Annotated in this window: 16 protein-coding genes; 15 read left to right on the top strand and 1 reads right to left on the bottom strand. The window is 63.2% G+C overall.

Annotation, left to right across the window (positions count from 1 at the left end):
* The first annotated feature begins 61 nt into the window (after positions 1-61).
* The 15 genes from DMZ65_RS01065 (at position 62) to DMZ65_RS00995 (ending at position 12,280) form a co-directional block, all read left to right on the top strand.
* On the top strand, positions 62-1,270 hold the full coding sequence (locus tag DMZ65_RS01065) for a phage portal protein (RefSeq protein WP_116597065.1): 1,209 nt from the start codon (positions 62-64) through the stop codon (positions 1,268-1,270).
* Positions 1,263-1,484, top strand: coding sequence for a GTA head formation protein, RCAP_rcc01685 family (locus DMZ65_RS01060; RefSeq protein ID WP_116597064.1), 222 nt, complete (start codon positions 1,263-1,265; stop codon positions 1,482-1,484). The genes DMZ65_RS01065 and DMZ65_RS01060 overlap by 8 nt, the downstream gene beginning before the upstream one ends.
* A 32-nt stretch (positions 1,485-1,516) precedes the next feature.
* Positions 1,517-2,071: an HK97 family phage prohead protease gene (locus DMZ65_RS01055; RefSeq protein WP_116597544.1), complete on the top strand. Its 555-nt coding sequence runs from the start codon at positions 1,517-1,519 to the stop codon at positions 2,069-2,071.
* Between the two features lie 28 nt (positions 2,072-2,099).
* Complete coding sequence (locus tag DMZ65_RS01050; protein ID WP_116597063.1) at positions 2,100-3,281, top strand: phage major capsid protein; 1,182 nt, start codon at positions 2,100-2,102, stop codon at positions 3,279-3,281.
* A 160-nt stretch (positions 3,282-3,441) separates the two neighbouring features.
* Entirely contained in the window at positions 3,442-4,038 is a 597-nt protein-coding gene (locus DMZ65_RS01045; RefSeq protein WP_116597062.1) for a head-tail connector protein, read from the top strand.
* The gene (locus DMZ65_RS01040; protein ID WP_116597061.1) at positions 4,035-4,373 is read left to right on the top strand and encodes a head-tail adaptor protein; all 339 of its coding nucleotides are present in this window, start codon (positions 4,035-4,037) and stop codon (positions 4,371-4,373) included. The genes DMZ65_RS01045 and DMZ65_RS01040 overlap by 4 nt, the downstream gene beginning before the upstream one ends.
* A complete protein-coding gene (locus DMZ65_RS01035; RefSeq protein WP_116597060.1) occupies positions 4,370-4,780 on the top strand; it encodes a DUF3168 domain-containing protein in 411 nt (136 codons plus the stop codon). Before DMZ65_RS01040 ends, DMZ65_RS01035 begins: the two co-directional genes overlap by 4 nt.
* 23 nt (positions 4,781-4,803) lie before the next feature.
* Complete coding sequence (locus DMZ65_RS01030; RefSeq protein WP_116597059.1) at positions 4,804-5,217, top strand: phage major tail protein, TP901-1 family; 414 nt, start codon at positions 4,804-4,806, stop codon at positions 5,215-5,217.
* A 4-nt stretch (positions 5,218-5,221) separates the two neighbouring features.
* Positions 5,222-5,548: a gene transfer agent family protein gene (locus tag DMZ65_RS01025; RefSeq protein WP_116597058.1), complete on the top strand. Its 327-nt coding sequence runs from the start codon at positions 5,222-5,224 to the stop codon at positions 5,546-5,548.
* Complete coding sequence (locus tag DMZ65_RS01020; protein WP_116597057.1) at positions 5,545-5,748, top strand: rcc01693 family protein; 204 nt, start codon at positions 5,545-5,547, stop codon at positions 5,746-5,748. The genes DMZ65_RS01025 and DMZ65_RS01020 overlap by 4 nt, the downstream gene beginning before the upstream one ends.
* Positions 5,741-6,403, top strand: coding sequence for an RcGTA-type gene transfer agent tail tape measure protein (locus tag DMZ65_RS01015; protein WP_116597056.1), 663 nt, complete (start codon positions 5,741-5,743; stop codon positions 6,401-6,403). Before DMZ65_RS01020 ends, DMZ65_RS01015 begins: the two co-directional genes overlap by 8 nt.
* Positions 6,404-6,413: 10 nt before the next feature.
* Positions 6,414-7,046, top strand: a complete 633-nt coding sequence (locus DMZ65_RS01010; RefSeq protein WP_116597055.1) for a DUF2460 domain-containing protein — start codon at positions 6,414-6,416, stop codon at positions 7,044-7,046.
* A complete protein-coding gene (locus DMZ65_RS01005; RefSeq protein WP_198662597.1) occupies positions 7,046-7,930 on the top strand; it encodes a phage/gene transfer agent baseplate hub protein in 885 nt (294 codons plus the stop codon). The genes DMZ65_RS01010 and DMZ65_RS01005 overlap by 1 nt, the downstream gene beginning before the upstream one ends.
* On the top strand, positions 7,930-8,367 hold the full coding sequence (locus tag DMZ65_RS01000; RefSeq protein WP_198662596.1) for an NlpC/P60 family protein: 438 nt from the start codon (positions 7,930-7,932) through the stop codon (positions 8,365-8,367). Before DMZ65_RS01005 ends, DMZ65_RS01000 begins: the two co-directional genes overlap by 1 nt.
* A gap of 4 nt (positions 8,368-8,371) precedes the next feature.
* Complete coding sequence (locus tag DMZ65_RS00995) at positions 8,372-12,280, top strand: baseplate multidomain protein megatron (protein ID WP_116597053.1); 3,909 nt, start codon at positions 8,372-8,374, stop codon at positions 12,278-12,280.
* 57 nt (positions 12,281-12,337) lie between these two features.
* On the opposite strand, the gene DMZ65_RS00990 is transcribed toward DMZ65_RS00995, so the two are convergent.
* Positions 12,338-12,670, bottom strand: a complete 333-nt coding sequence (locus tag DMZ65_RS00990; RefSeq protein ID WP_232824840.1) for a TraR/DksA family transcriptional regulator — start codon at positions 12,668-12,670, stop codon at positions 12,338-12,340.
* Between the last annotated feature and the right edge of the window lie 55 nt (positions 12,671-12,725).

Here is a 12,725-nt window from a genome sequence, read left to right as displayed (position 1 = left end):
GCGTGATCCGAGGGATCGCGGCTTGTCTGCACGGCACAGGTGAAACGAGGAGCATCACACGATGGTATTTGATTTCATGCGCAAGAGCCAGGCAGTATCGGCCCCGGCAAAAGCGCCTGCGGCCCCCGAGGCCAAGGCGAGCGCGGTGGGTCGGGTGATTGCCATGCAGGGCAATGGCCGCGTGGCCTGGAGCCCGCGCGACACGGTGTCCTTGACGCGCACAGGCTTTGCCGGCAACCCGATCGGGTTCCGCGCGGTGAAGCTGATTGCCGAGGCCGCAGCGGCCTTGCCGTTGGTGCTACAGGACGCGGAACGACGCTATGAAAGCCATCCGGTGCTGGCGCTGCTGTCCGCGCCGAACCCGGCGCAGCGCCGCGCAGAGCTGCTGGAGGCGCTTTATGGCCAGATCCTGCTGTCGGGCAATGGCTATGTCGAGGCGGTGCAAACCGATCTGGGCGAACTGGCGGAACTGCATGTGCTGCGGTCTGACAGACTGTCGGTGATCCCCGGACCGGATGGCTGGCCTGTGGGGTACGAATACGCGGTCGGCGGGCGCAAGCACCGGTTTGATGCCACGGGGCCGGTTTCCCCCATCTGCCATATCAAGAGCTTTCATCCGCAGGACGACCATTACGGGCTTAGCCCGATGCAGGCGGCCGCGATGGCGCTGGACGTGCATAACAGCGCCTCGCGCTGGTCCAAGGCGCTGCTGGACAATGCCGCGCGGCCTTCGGGTGCGATTGTCTACAAGGGCGCGGAGGGGCAGGGCAGCCTTGCGCCGGATCAATACGATCGGTTGGTGAGCGAGATGGAAAGCTATCACCAGGGCGCGCGCAATGCCGGGCGGCCGATGCTGCTGGAAGGCGGGCTGGACTGGAAGCCGATGGGGTTCAGCCCCTCGGATATGGAATTCCAGAAGACCAAGGAAAGTGCCGCGCGGGAAATTGCGTTGGCCTTCGGGGTGCCGCCGATGCTGATGGGGATACCGGGTGATGCGACCTATGCAAATTACCAAGAGGCCAACCGGGCGTTCTATCGGCTGACGGTTCTGCCGCTGGCAATGCGGGTGGCCGGGGCGCTGAGCGGCTGGCTGGGCGCACATATCGGCGAGACGTTCGAGCTCAAGCCCGACCTGGACCAAGTGCCTGCGTTGAGTGCAGAACGTGATGCGCAATGGGGTCGTGTCACAGCGGCCGAGTTTCTGACCGTTGCCGAGAAACGGGCCATGTTAGGTCTGCCCGCACTGACGGAGGACGAGGCCAATGGCTGATAGCCGAGGTCTGCCATTCGACTGCGCGCCCTCGTTGAAACTGGAAGCGCATGAGCGCATGGCGCGGATGCAATTCGAGGCAGCAAATCGACGGATCGACAAGATCGAAATGTTGATGGAGCGGCTGGAACGACGGTTGTGGCTGGCGGTCTATGGCGTGGTGGGCGTGATCCTGGCACAGGCGGTACAGGGCCTTCTGGCGGCGGCACCCTGATCCGGGTTTTCGAGATGATGGAAGGACAAGACATGCAGACGGACTACGGATTGGAACAGAAATTCTGCCGTTTTGAGACGGAAGTCTCGGTGACGGATAGCAGTCGCATCGAGGGTTACGCCTCGCTGTTCGGAGCCTGCGATCAGGGCGGTGATGTGGTGGAGGCGGGCGCGTACAAAGCATCTCTGAAGCGCATGCTCGAGGAACGCCGCGCGGTGAAGATGCTGTGGCAGCACGATCCGGCGACGCCCATCGGGATCTGGGACGAGGTGCGCGAGGACGGTCGCGGGCTGTTCGTCAAGGGCCGACTGCTGGACAGCACGCAGAAGGGCCGTGAAGCGGCGGCGCTGATCGCGGCGGGGGCCATTGACGGGCTTTCGATTGGCTACCGCACGCTGAAAGCCACGAAGAATGACAGGGGCCAGCGGCTTCTGACGGAACTGGAGCTTTGGGAGGTCTCGCTTGTGACGTTCCCGATGCTGCCCAGTGCGCGCGTGGCGGCCAAGGGCGATGCCCCGGCCGAAGCCATGCTGCGTGAATTGGCGCAGGCGCTGGAGGGCGCGCGCCGCAACCTGGCGCGCGACTGACGCGCCACGCCATCACGGGACCAATGCCATGAGCAAGACCGAGACGACCTCTCGGACCGGGGAAGATCTGTCTCCGGTCACCCAGGTAAAATCCGCAATCGCGGGTTTTGTCGGGGATTTCAAAACCTTTCAGGACGACATGTCCGCACGGCTTCAACAACAGGAAGAGCGACTGACCATGCTTGATCGTAAATCTCACACTGCCTACCGTCCCGCACTGGCCACTTCGGCCGATGTCGAGGTGCCGCACCAGAAGGCATTCAATGCCTATTTGCGGTCGGGCGATGACGATGGGCTTCGCGGCCTGGAATTTGAAGGCAAGGCGATGTCCACAGCCGTCAACGGCGATGGCGGCTATCTTGTCGATCCGGTGACTTCTGCCTCGGTCAATTCGGTGCTTGCGACCACGGCATCTATCCGGGCGATCGCCAATGTGGTGAATGTCGAGGCAACGTCCTACGATGTGCTGATCGACACCACAGAGATGGGGGCGGGCTGGGCGTCCGAAGCCGGGCCTTCGACCGAAACGGGCACGCCGATTGTCGACCGCATCGCCATTCCGCTGCACGAGCTGTCGGCTCTGCCCAAAGCGTCGCAGCGTCTGCTGGATGATGCCGCATTCGACATCGAGGGCTGGCTGGCTGGCCGGATCGCCGACAAGTTCGCCCGTGCCGAGGCTGCCGCCTTTATCAGCGGTGACGGCAATGACAAACCCACCGGTTTTCTGAGCCACCCCACCGTCGACAATGACGTCTGGAGCTGGGGCAATATCGGCTATGTGCCGACCGGTGCCGATGGTGGGTTTGCAGGCGCTGACGCGCTTATCGATCTGGTCTATTCGCTGGGGGCGGAATACCGCGCCAACGCGACTTTTGTCATGAACTCCAAGACCGCCGGTCTGGTGCGCAAACTCAAGGATGCCGATGGCCGGTTTCTGTGGTCTGACGGACTGGCGGCGGCAGAGCCTGCGCGCCTGTTGGGATACCGCGTGCTGATTGCCGAGGACATGCCCGATGTGGGTTCGGGTGCCGATGCGATTGCCTTTGGCGATTTCGGCACTGGCTACACCGTCGCCGAACGTCCAGATCTGCGTGTCCTGCGTGATCCGTTCTCGGCCAAGCCGCATGTGCTGTTCTATGCCACCAAGCGTGTCGGCGGCGATGTCAGCGATTTTGCCGCGATCAAGCTTCTGCGTTTCGCCGTCTCGTAAGGCGCGGCGGAAGAGCGGCGGGGCAACCCGCTGCCCTGGCGCGCGCCGGTTAGGACTTGCGTTGTCCAGCTGCTCCCCTCCGTCCGAGCAACGTGAGTGGCGCGCGCCTTTTTTGCCGGAAAATGCTCCCGCGGAGGGGCAGGATGTTTGGAGACGATCCATGATGTTGATCGAAGAAACCACAGTGCCGCAGGCGGTGCTTCCGATTGCCGGATTGCAGAGCCACCTGCGGCTGGGATCGGGCTTTGCCGAAGACAGCTTGCAGGACGGATTGCTCGAAGGTTTTCTGCGCGCGGCCCTTGCGGCTATCGAAGCGCGGACCGGAAAGGCGCTGATTGCGCGTGATTTCACCTGGACGGTGGAGCGTTGGAACGGTGCCGGTCAGGGCTTGCCGATTGCCCCGGTCAGCGCGATTTCGCAACTGTGCCTGGTTGGGCGCGACGGCCTGCCGACAGTGATCGAACCGGGCAAATACCGTCTGGTGCAAGACGCAGTGCGCCCGGTGCTTGCGTCGATGGGCAGTTGCCTGCCGACGATTCCGCATGGTGGTCATGCAGAACTGAAACTGACCGCCGGCATGTCGCCCGACTGGGATGCGCTGCCCGCCGATCTGGCGCAGGCGGTGATGCTGCTGGCTGCGCATTATTATGAATACCGCGACGAGACCTCGCTGGGCCGCGGCTGCATGCCTTTCGGCGTGACCAGCCTGATCGAGCGTTACAGGCCGCTTCGCATCGGCCTGGGGGCAGACCAATGAGTATGGTCGAACTGAATCGCCCGCTGGTGCTTGAGGCACCGCTGGTCACGGCCGATGGGGCGGGCGGCTACGACGAGGGCTGGAACGCGCTTGGCACCCTTTGGGCAGAGGTCAAACCGCGCAGCGGGCGCGAAGTGTCCGGACCTGCATCCTCTGCCTCGGTCATGGGGTTCAAAATCACGGTGCGCGGTGCCCCGGTGGGTAGCGTGATGCGCCCGCAAGCGGGACAGCGGTTCCGTGAGGGCACCAGGCATTACCGCATCGAAGCGGTCAGCGAGCGCGACCCGCGTGGCCGGTTCCTGATCTGCTTTGCCGAAGAGGAGGTCGCGGCATGAGCTATGCGCTTTCCGCTCCGCTTCAGTCGGCGGTCTATGGCTGCTTGCTGGCAGATGCCGGGGTGCAGGCCGCCGTCGGCGCGCATGTCTACGACGCACTGCCATCGGGCCGGGTGCCGGATCTTTACGTCACGCTGGGGGCCGAGGTGGTCCGCGACAAATCCGATGCCACCGGTGCCGGGGCAGAGCATGATCTGACGATCACCGTCGTCACAGGCGCTGCCGGGTTCCAGCAGGCAAAGGAAGCCGCCGCTGCAATCAGTGATGCGCTGAACGATCCCGCGCTGACACTCAGTCGCGGGCGATTGGTGGGGATGCGGTTTCTCAAGGCGCAGGCGGCGCGTGTGGGAACCGGAACCATCCGCCGCATCGACCTGAAATTCCGCGCGCGCGTGGAAGACAACTGAACACTATCAACGGAGTAAATGCCATGGGTGCCCAGAACGGCAAGGACATGCTGATCAAGGTGGATCTGACCGGTGTCGGCCAGTTTCAGACGCTGGCGGGGCTGCGTGCCACGCGGGTAAGTTTCAACGCCGAGACGGTCGATGTGACTTCTTTGGAAAGCTCGGGTGGCTGGCGCGAATTGCTAGGCGGCGCGGGTGTGCGGTCGGCCTCGCTTTCAGGGTCAGGTGTCTTCCGTGATGACACGACGGACGAGCGCGCGCGACAGATCTTTTTCGACGGCGAGACGCCTGATTTTCAAGTCATCATTCCGGATTTCGGCACGATCGAAGGCCCGTTCCAGGTGACGTCGATCGAATATGCCGGTTCGCATAACGGCGAGGCAACCTACGAACTGTCCATGGCGTCGGCCGGTCAACTGACCTTTACGGCGCTGTAAGGCCATGACCAATCCGTACAGAGGGGAAGTCGCGCTGGAGATCGACGGGGTGCAGCACCAGCTACGCCTGACTTTGGGCGCGTTGGCAGAGTTGGAAGCCGGGTTGGACAGCGGGTCGCTGATGGATCTGGTGGCCCGGTTCGAAGGCGGCAAGGTCAGCAGCCGCGATGTGCTGGCGCTGATCGTCGCCGGGCTTCGTGGCGGCGGTTGGCAAGGGCGTGCGGGGGATCTTCTGGCCGCCGAGATCAGCGGCGGCCCGTTGGCGGCGGCACGGGTCGCGGCAGAGCTTTTGACCCGCGCCTTCCTGCCGCCGGAGGAGATCGCAACGTGAGCGCGCTGGACTGGCCGGCGCTGATGCGTGCCGGCTTACAAGGGCTGGGTCTGCGTCCGGCAGAGTTCTGGGCGCTGACACCTGCCGAATTGCGGGTGATGCTGGGCGAACGCCCCGGCGCGGCGTCCCTGGGGCGCGATGGGTTGGAGGCGCTGATCCGCGCCTATCCGGACAGTCAGGAAAGGGCAGAAGATGTCTGACAGAGACACAGCGGAAACGCTGGAAAATCAAGTGGATGCGCTGGAAAGTTCGTTCGCATCCGCGGCCGGAATGGCAGCCGGTTTCGACGCGGAAATGCGCCGCATCCACCAGACGTTCAGCGCCACCGGCAAAGGTGTCGCGGCGTTGGAAACCTCGTTGAGCCGCGGTTTGAAGGGCGCAATCGACGGGGTTGTGTTCGACGGGATGAAGCTGTCGGACGCGCTGGAGAGGGTCGCCAACTCCATGATCGGCACCGCATATAACGCGGCTGTTAAGCCGGTGACGGATCACGTTGGCAGCCTGATCGCGGGCGGCGTCGCGGGGATATTCGGCGGCGCGTCGCCTTTTGCTGACGGCGCGGCCTTTGGTCAAGGACGGGTAATGCCTTTCGCCAAGGGCGGGGTTGTCACCGGGCCGACAAATTTTCCGATGCGCGGCGGTACGGGGTTGATGGGAGAGGCCGGGCCGGAAGCGATCATGCCACTGACACGCGGCGCGGATGGCAAACTGGGCGTACAGGCGCAGGGAGGATCCGGGGCAACAACGGTGGTGATGAACATCACCACGCCGGATGTCGATGGGTTCCGCCGCAGTCAGGCGCAGGTCGCCGCCCAGATGAGCCGCGCGTTAACCCGCGGTCAACGCAACCGCTGAGGAGGATGTCATGTCATTTCACGAAGTCAGATTTCCGGCCAGCCTGAGCTTTGGGTCGGTCGGCGGCCCCGAACGGCGCACCGATGTGGTGACATTGGCCAACGGGTTCGAGGAGAGAAATACGCCTTGGGCGCATTCCCGGCGGCGCTACGATGCCGGATTAGGCCTGCGGTCGCTGGACGATATCGGCGAGCTTATCGCCTTTTTCGAGGCGCGTCAGGGGCAGTTGTTCGGCTTTCGCTGGAAAGACTGGGCGGATTACAAAAGCTGTCGTGCGTCGCGGACCGTTCGGTTTGACGATCAGGTGATCGCGCGCGGTGACGGTGCGACGGTGACGTTCCAACTGATCAAGCGCTACTGGTCGGGGGACAGCCATTATGACCGCCCGGTTACGAAGCCGGTTCAAGGCTCTGTCCGTGCGGGCGTGCAAGGTGGTGAGCTTTTTCACGGTGTGCATTACGAGGTCGATGACAATACCGGCCTGATCACCTTTGCAGAGCCGCCGCTGGCCGAGGGCGAGGTGACGGCCGGGTTCGAATTCGACGTGCCGGTGCGGTTTGACACAGACAGTATCCGCACAAGCGTCGCCAGTTTCCATGCGGGCGAGGTGCCCGACGTACCAGTGGTGGAGGTGCGTGTCTGATGACGTTTCATGAGGGGTTGAAGACGCATCTGCAATCCGGATGCACCACCGTTGCACGCGCCTGGAGCGTTACGCGGCGTGATGGCGTGCAGATGGGCTTTACCGATCACGATTGCGATCTGGTCTTTGGCGGAATGGTGCATCGTGCAGATACCGGCCTGACCGCGCGGGCGCTGCAACAAAGTACCGGTCTGTCGGTGGATAACAGCGAGGCGATGGGTGCGCTGTCGTCGTCGGCCATTTCAGAGGCGGATATTGCCTCGGGGCGGTTCGACGGCGCGGAAGTGTCGTCCTGGCTGGTGAATTGGGCGGACACGGAGGAACGGCAATTGCTGTTTCGCGGCTCACTGGGCGAAATTCGCCGGTCCGGCGGCGCGTTCGAGGCTGAGTTGCGCGGGTTAAGCGAGGCGCTGAACCGACCGTTGGGGCGTGTGTTCCAAAAACCGTGCTCGGCCGTTTTGGGCGATGGCTCCTGCGGCTTCGACGTTTCGACGCCGGGCTATTCGGTTGAGGCGCATCTGATCGACGTTGAAGCGCGACGGATCTTCCGGTTTGCCGATACTGGCAGCTTTGATGCCGGCTGGTTCCAGCGCGGAAGCTTTGAAGTGCTGTCGGGATCTGCAACGGGGCTTAAGGGCGCGGTGAAGCGCGACAGGTCCGACGGCGATCTGCGCATCGTCGAACTGTGGGAGCCGATGCGGGCAGACATTGCCTCTGGCGACAAGATCCGCATCATTGCGGGCTGTGACAAACGGTTTGAAACCTGCCGGTTGAAATTCGCCAATCAACTGAATTTTCAGGGCTTTCCCGACATACCCGAGGAGGACTGGGTCATGGTGCATCCATCGGTCGCCACGGCGCAATCCGGCGGGAGTCGGCGGTGATGTCGGTGGGTTCGCAGGTGGTGACCGCAGCGCGCGATTGGCTGGGAACACCGTACCGGCATCAGGCCTCGATGTGCGGCGCGGGCACCGATTGTCTGGGCCTTTTGCGGGGTGTCTGGCGCGAGGTCATCGGACCAGAGCCTGCAATCATTCCGGCCTATACGTTCGACTGGTCGGAACCGCAGGGCGAGGAACGTTTGTGGGCTGCTGCCCTGGCGCATCTTTCGCCAGCCGAGCCCGACATGAAGCCCGGCGACGTGTTGCTGTTCCGGATGCGGAACGGGGCGGTCGCCAAGCATCTGGGCATCCTTTCGGAGGCAGGCAATCTGCCCGCCTTCGTTCACGCGTATACGGGGCACGGGGTGGTCGAAAGCCCGCTCAGCGCCCCCTGGAGACGTCGCATCGTGGCGCGTTTCCGTTTTCCTCTGGAGGGATAATCTCATGGCGACGATTCTGCTGTCGGCCGCGGGTGCGGCGCTTGGAAGCTCTGTCGGTGGAAGCCTGCTGGGTCTGTCGATGACGGCCGTGGGCCGGTTTGCCGGGGCGACGCTGGGTCGGGCCATCGACCAACGCCTGATGGGGCAGGGATCGGAAACGGTAGAAACCGGCCGCATTGACCGGTTTCGTCTGACAGGCGCGGGCGAAGGTGCCCCGATTGCGCAGGTCTACGGGCGTATGCGGATCGGTGGGCACCTGATCTGGGCGACGGAGTTTCAAGAACACGTCACCACCAGCGGCGGCGGCGGTGGTGGCGGCAAGGGCGCGCCACGCCAGCCCAAGATGAAGTCGTTCAGCTATTCCGTCAGCCTTGCGCTGGCGCTGTGCGAAGGCGAAATCACCGGTGTGCACCGCGTCTGGGCTGATGGCGCGGAAGTGCCGTTGGGGGATGTAACGATGCGCGTTTATCCCGGCAGCCGCGACCAGTTGCCCGATCCGGCAATCGCGGCTGTTGAAGGCGCGGACAATGTTCCGGCCTATCGTGGCACCGCCTATGTGGTGTTCGAGGATCTTGGGCTTGAACGGTTCGGCAATCGTATCCCGCAATTCAGCTTTGAGGTCACGCGCCCCGATCAGGACAAGAACGATCCCGCCAGTGTGGCGCATGGGATCAGCGGCGTCGCGTTGATGCCCGGAACCGGCGAATATGCGCTGGCCACTGTGCCGGTGCATTTCAAATATGGCGGCGGCAAGGCCGCGATTGCCAATATCAACACCGCCTCGGAACAGCCTGACCTGCTGCAATCCCTGGACATGCTGGAGGCGGAACTGCCCAACGCCCGTTCCGTGTCGCTGGTCGTCAGCTGGTTTGGAAACGATCTGCGCTGCGGTGCCTGCACCGTGCGCCCACGCGTGGAGCAGGACGAGTTTGACGCCGGTACGATGCCCTGGGGGGTTGCGGGACAGACGCGCGCGACCGCAGGCATCGTGCCGGAGGTGGAGGGCCGGCCGGTATATGGCGGCACGCCATGTGATACCTCGGTTGTGCAGGCCATACGCGAGATGAACGAGCGTGGGCAGGATGTGATGTTCTATCCGTTTATCCTGATGGATCAGCAGGCCGGAAACACTGTGCCGGATCCTTGGACGGGGACAGAAGGACAGCCGCCGTTGCCGTGGCGCGGACGGATCACCCTGTCGGCGGCCCCCGGTCAGGACGGATCGCCAGATGGAACAGTCACCGCCGATGCGCAGGTCGCGCAGTTTTTCGGAACGGCGAGCGCTGCTGATTTCTCTGTGGGCCAGGGAAAGGTCGGCTATTCCGGTCCAGCCGAATGGGGATTTCGGCGTTTCATCCTGCATTATGCGGCGCTATGCGCTGCGGCGGGTGGCGTATCGTCTTTCTGTATCGGATCGGAAATGCGGGGGCTGACGACGATCCGTGGCAGCTCTGGCTATCCGGCGGTTGCGGAGTTGCAGGCACTGGCGGCGGAGGCGCGCGACCTTCTGGGGCCGGATTGCAAGATTGGCTACGCGGCTGACTGGTCGGAATATTTCGGCCATCACCCGCAGGACGGCACCGGCGATCTGCGCTTTCATCTGGATCCGCTTTGGGCGGATGACAATATAGACTTCATCGGGATCGATAATTACATGCCTTTGTCGGATTGGCGCGACGGGCATGACCACGCGGACGCAGAGTGGAAGGCGATCCACAATCAGGATTATCTCGCGTCGAATATCGAGGGCGGCGAAGGCTACGACTGGTATTACCCGTCCAATGAGGCACGAGAGGCGCAGCGGCGCGAGCCGATCACCGATGAGGCCCATGACGAGCCATGGGTCTGGCGCTACAAGGACATCCGCAACTGGTGGTCGAACCCGCATCACGAACGGATTGCGGGCGAGCGGCAGACCCAGCCCACGGCCTGGGTGCCGGGGTCGAAACCGATATGGTTCACCGAATATGGCTGCGCGGCCATCGACAAGGGCAGCAACCAGCCCAACAAGTTTCTGGATCCAAAAAGCTCGGAATCCGCATTGCCGCATTATTCGGACGGTCGTCGGGACGAGTTGATCCAGCACCAGTATCTGCGCGCGATGCAGGGATACTGGCGCGATCCGGCACATAATCCCGTGTCCGAAATTTACGATGGCCCGATGATCGACATGGATCGGGCCTTCGTCTGGGCCTGGGATGCGCGGCCTTATCCGTGGTTTCCCGCCAACCGCGCCTTGTGGTCAGACGGGGCGAACTACCTGCGCGGGCATTGGCTGAACGGGCGATCCTCGGGGCGCAGGCTGGCCTCTGTCGTGGCAGAGATCTGCGAACGGGCAGGTTTGCGGGATTATGACGTCAGCGGGCTGCACGGGTTCGTGCGTGGCTATGTTGTGCCGGATGTCGCGGCGGCGCGCGGCGCGTTGCAACCGCTGATGCTGGCCTACGGGTTTGACGCGGTAGAGCGGAACGGCCTGCTGACATTCGTGATGCGGGCGCAGAGCAAACCGCTGTCGCTGGGCCACGAAGCACTTGCCGAAAATGCGGAATTTGAGGGCACGGTAGAGCAGACCCGCGCCGCAGATGTGGAAATGTCGGGACGAGTTCGGGTGCGGTTTCTACAGGCGGATGGCGATTATGACACCGTGGCCGAAGAAACAGTATTGCCCGACGACACCACGCATTCAGTGGCTGAAACAGAGCTTGCCCTGTCGATGACCCGTGCCGAAGGACGTCAGACCGCCGAGCGTTGGCTGTCCGAGGCGCGCCTGTCGCGGGACGCCGTGCGCTTTGCCTTGCCGCCTTCGCGGATGGATCTTGGCGCTGGCGATGTGGTGGCGCTGAACGAGGATGGCGCGCTATACCGCATCGACCGGATTGAACATGGCAATGGTCAACTGATCGAGGCCGTCCGGGTTGATCCCGATGTCTACCGACCGTCTGAATTCCCCGATGACCAAGTCAGCTTGCGCCCGTTCACCGCGCCGGTTCCGGTCTTGCCGCTGTTTCTGGATCTGCCGCTGCTGACCGGTGATGAGGTCGCTCACGCTCCGCATCTGGCGCTGGCGGCTGATCCTTGGCCCGGAACCGTTGCCGTCTATGATGCCGTGAGCGACGAGGATTACGGGCTTAACCAGATCATCGCGGCACAATCCAAGGTGGGCCTGACAGAGACACCGTTGTTTGCCGCACCCGCTGGACGGATTGACAGAGGCAATGCCTTGCAGGTCAAGCTGACCTCTGGCGCTTTGCAAAGCATCAGCGATGCGGCGTTGCTGTCAGGCGCGAACATGGCCGCAATAGGCGACGGCACGCCGGGCGGCTGGGAGGTGTTTCAGTTTCGCGACGCAGAGCTGTTGGACAAGGACACCTGGCTGCTGTCTCACAGGTTGCGCGGGCAGGCGGGCAGTGACGGCGTCCAGCCGACTGTCTGGCCCGCCGGATCCTGGGTGGTGATGCTGGATGGCACACCGCAGCAGATAGAACTGGCAACAGCGACACGCGGGCTGGCGCGGCATTACCGAATCGGCCCGGCAAAGCGCGGTTATGACGACCCCAGCTATGTCCACGAAGTGCACGCGTTCGAGGGAGTTGGGCTGCGGCCCTACCGCCCTGCGCATCTACGGATTTCGGCGTCAGACGGCGGCTTGGCTGTAAGTTGGATCCGGCGGACCAGAACCGATGGTGACATTTGGGAAACGCCGGAAGTGCCCCTTGGCGAAGAACGCGAAGCCTACTTGCTGCGGGTGCTACAGGGCGAGACGGTGCTGCGCGAACACACATTGGAAACACCTGCCTGGCATTACAGCGCCGCGGCGCGGGCACAGGACGGGCCGGGGGTGACAGTCGCGGTCGCACAGCTTTCGGCACGTTTCGGGCCGGGACCATTTGCGACGGTGACGACCACGACCTGAGCCTTGACCCTGCGCAATGGGTTCCTGACGCGCAGGGTATTACTGTTGGCCGCTGGCCTAGCCGGAGGCACAGCCGATGCAGCGGGTGGCGGTCAGATCGATCTCCAGCCGCTTTTCGGCGATCTGTTCACCACATTCGTCGCACCAGCCATATTCGTCCTGGTCCAGTCGTTGCAAGGCCTGGCGCAGACGTTGGGTTTCGGCATCCCGGCGCACTTGACCGGCAAGGGCCATCGCCTGTGACTGCATAGCATCCATGCGGCTTAGCCTGCCGACTGCCTGCTGGTCAAGTTCGACCACAGCCTGAGCGTCGCGACCCAAACTATTATCGTCGGTCAAGGTGGTCAGCCGATCTTCGATCAGCTGACGGAATTTGCGATTTCGGTCCACGATCTCCTCCATCACAGGTTTGCAATTGGCGTCAGCCACCTATCTGGTGTATCTA

Origin of the sequence: Primorskyibacter marinus, from assembly GCF_003313245.1 — a bacterium.
In the GTDB taxonomy this organism is placed as follows: Bacteria; Pseudomonadota; Alphaproteobacteria; order Rhodobacterales; family Rhodobacteraceae; genus Primorskyibacter; species Primorskyibacter marinus.
The sequence above is the reverse complement of the archived record's forward strand: the minus strand, read 5'-3'. Positions and strand labels throughout refer to the sequence as shown.

Coding starts and splice junctions, on each gene's coding strand:
- DMZ65_RS01040 (WP_116597061.1), top strand. CDS start 4,035: ATGAGTATGGTCGAACTGAATCGCCCGCTGGTGCTTGAGGCACCGCTG.
- DMZ65_RS01025 (WP_116597058.1), top strand. CDS start 5,222: ATGACCAATCCGTACAGAGGGGAAGTCGCGCTGGAGATCGACGGGGTG.
- DMZ65_RS00995 (WP_116597053.1), top strand. CDS start 8,372: ATGGCGACGATTCTGCTGTCGGCCGCGGGTGCGGCGCTTGGAAGCTCT.
- DMZ65_RS01030 (WP_116597059.1), top strand. CDS start 4,804: ATGGGTGCCCAGAACGGCAAGGACATGCTGATCAAGGTGGATCTGACC.
- DMZ65_RS01050 (WP_116597063.1), top strand. CDS start 2,100: ATGAGCAAGACCGAGACGACCTCTCGGACCGGGGAAGATCTGTCTCCG.
- DMZ65_RS01015 (WP_116597056.1), top strand. CDS start 5,741: ATGTCTGACAGAGACACAGCGGAAACGCTGGAAAATCAAGTGGATGCG.
- DMZ65_RS01035 (WP_116597060.1), top strand. CDS start 4,370: ATGAGCTATGCGCTTTCCGCTCCGCTTCAGTCGGCGGTCTATGGCTGC.
- DMZ65_RS01045 (WP_116597062.1), top strand. CDS start 3,442: ATGATGTTGATCGAAGAAACCACAGTGCCGCAGGCGGTGCTTCCGATT.
- DMZ65_RS01055 (WP_116597544.1), top strand. CDS start 1,517: ATGCAGACGGACTACGGATTGGAACAGAAATTCTGCCGTTTTGAGACG.
- DMZ65_RS01000 (WP_198662596.1), top strand. CDS start 7,930: ATGTCGGTGGGTTCGCAGGTGGTGACCGCAGCGCGCGATTGGCTGGGA.
- DMZ65_RS01010 (WP_116597055.1), top strand. CDS start 6,414: ATGTCATTTCACGAAGTCAGATTTCCGGCCAGCCTGAGCTTTGGGTCG.
- DMZ65_RS01005 (WP_198662597.1), top strand. CDS start 7,046: ATGACGTTTCATGAGGGGTTGAAGACGCATCTGCAATCCGGATGCACC.
- DMZ65_RS01065 (WP_116597065.1), top strand. CDS start 62: ATGGTATTTGATTTCATGCGCAAGAGCCAGGCAGTATCGGCCCCGGCA.
- DMZ65_RS01060 (WP_116597064.1), top strand. CDS start 1,263: ATGGCTGATAGCCGAGGTCTGCCATTCGACTGCGCGCCCTCGTTGAAA.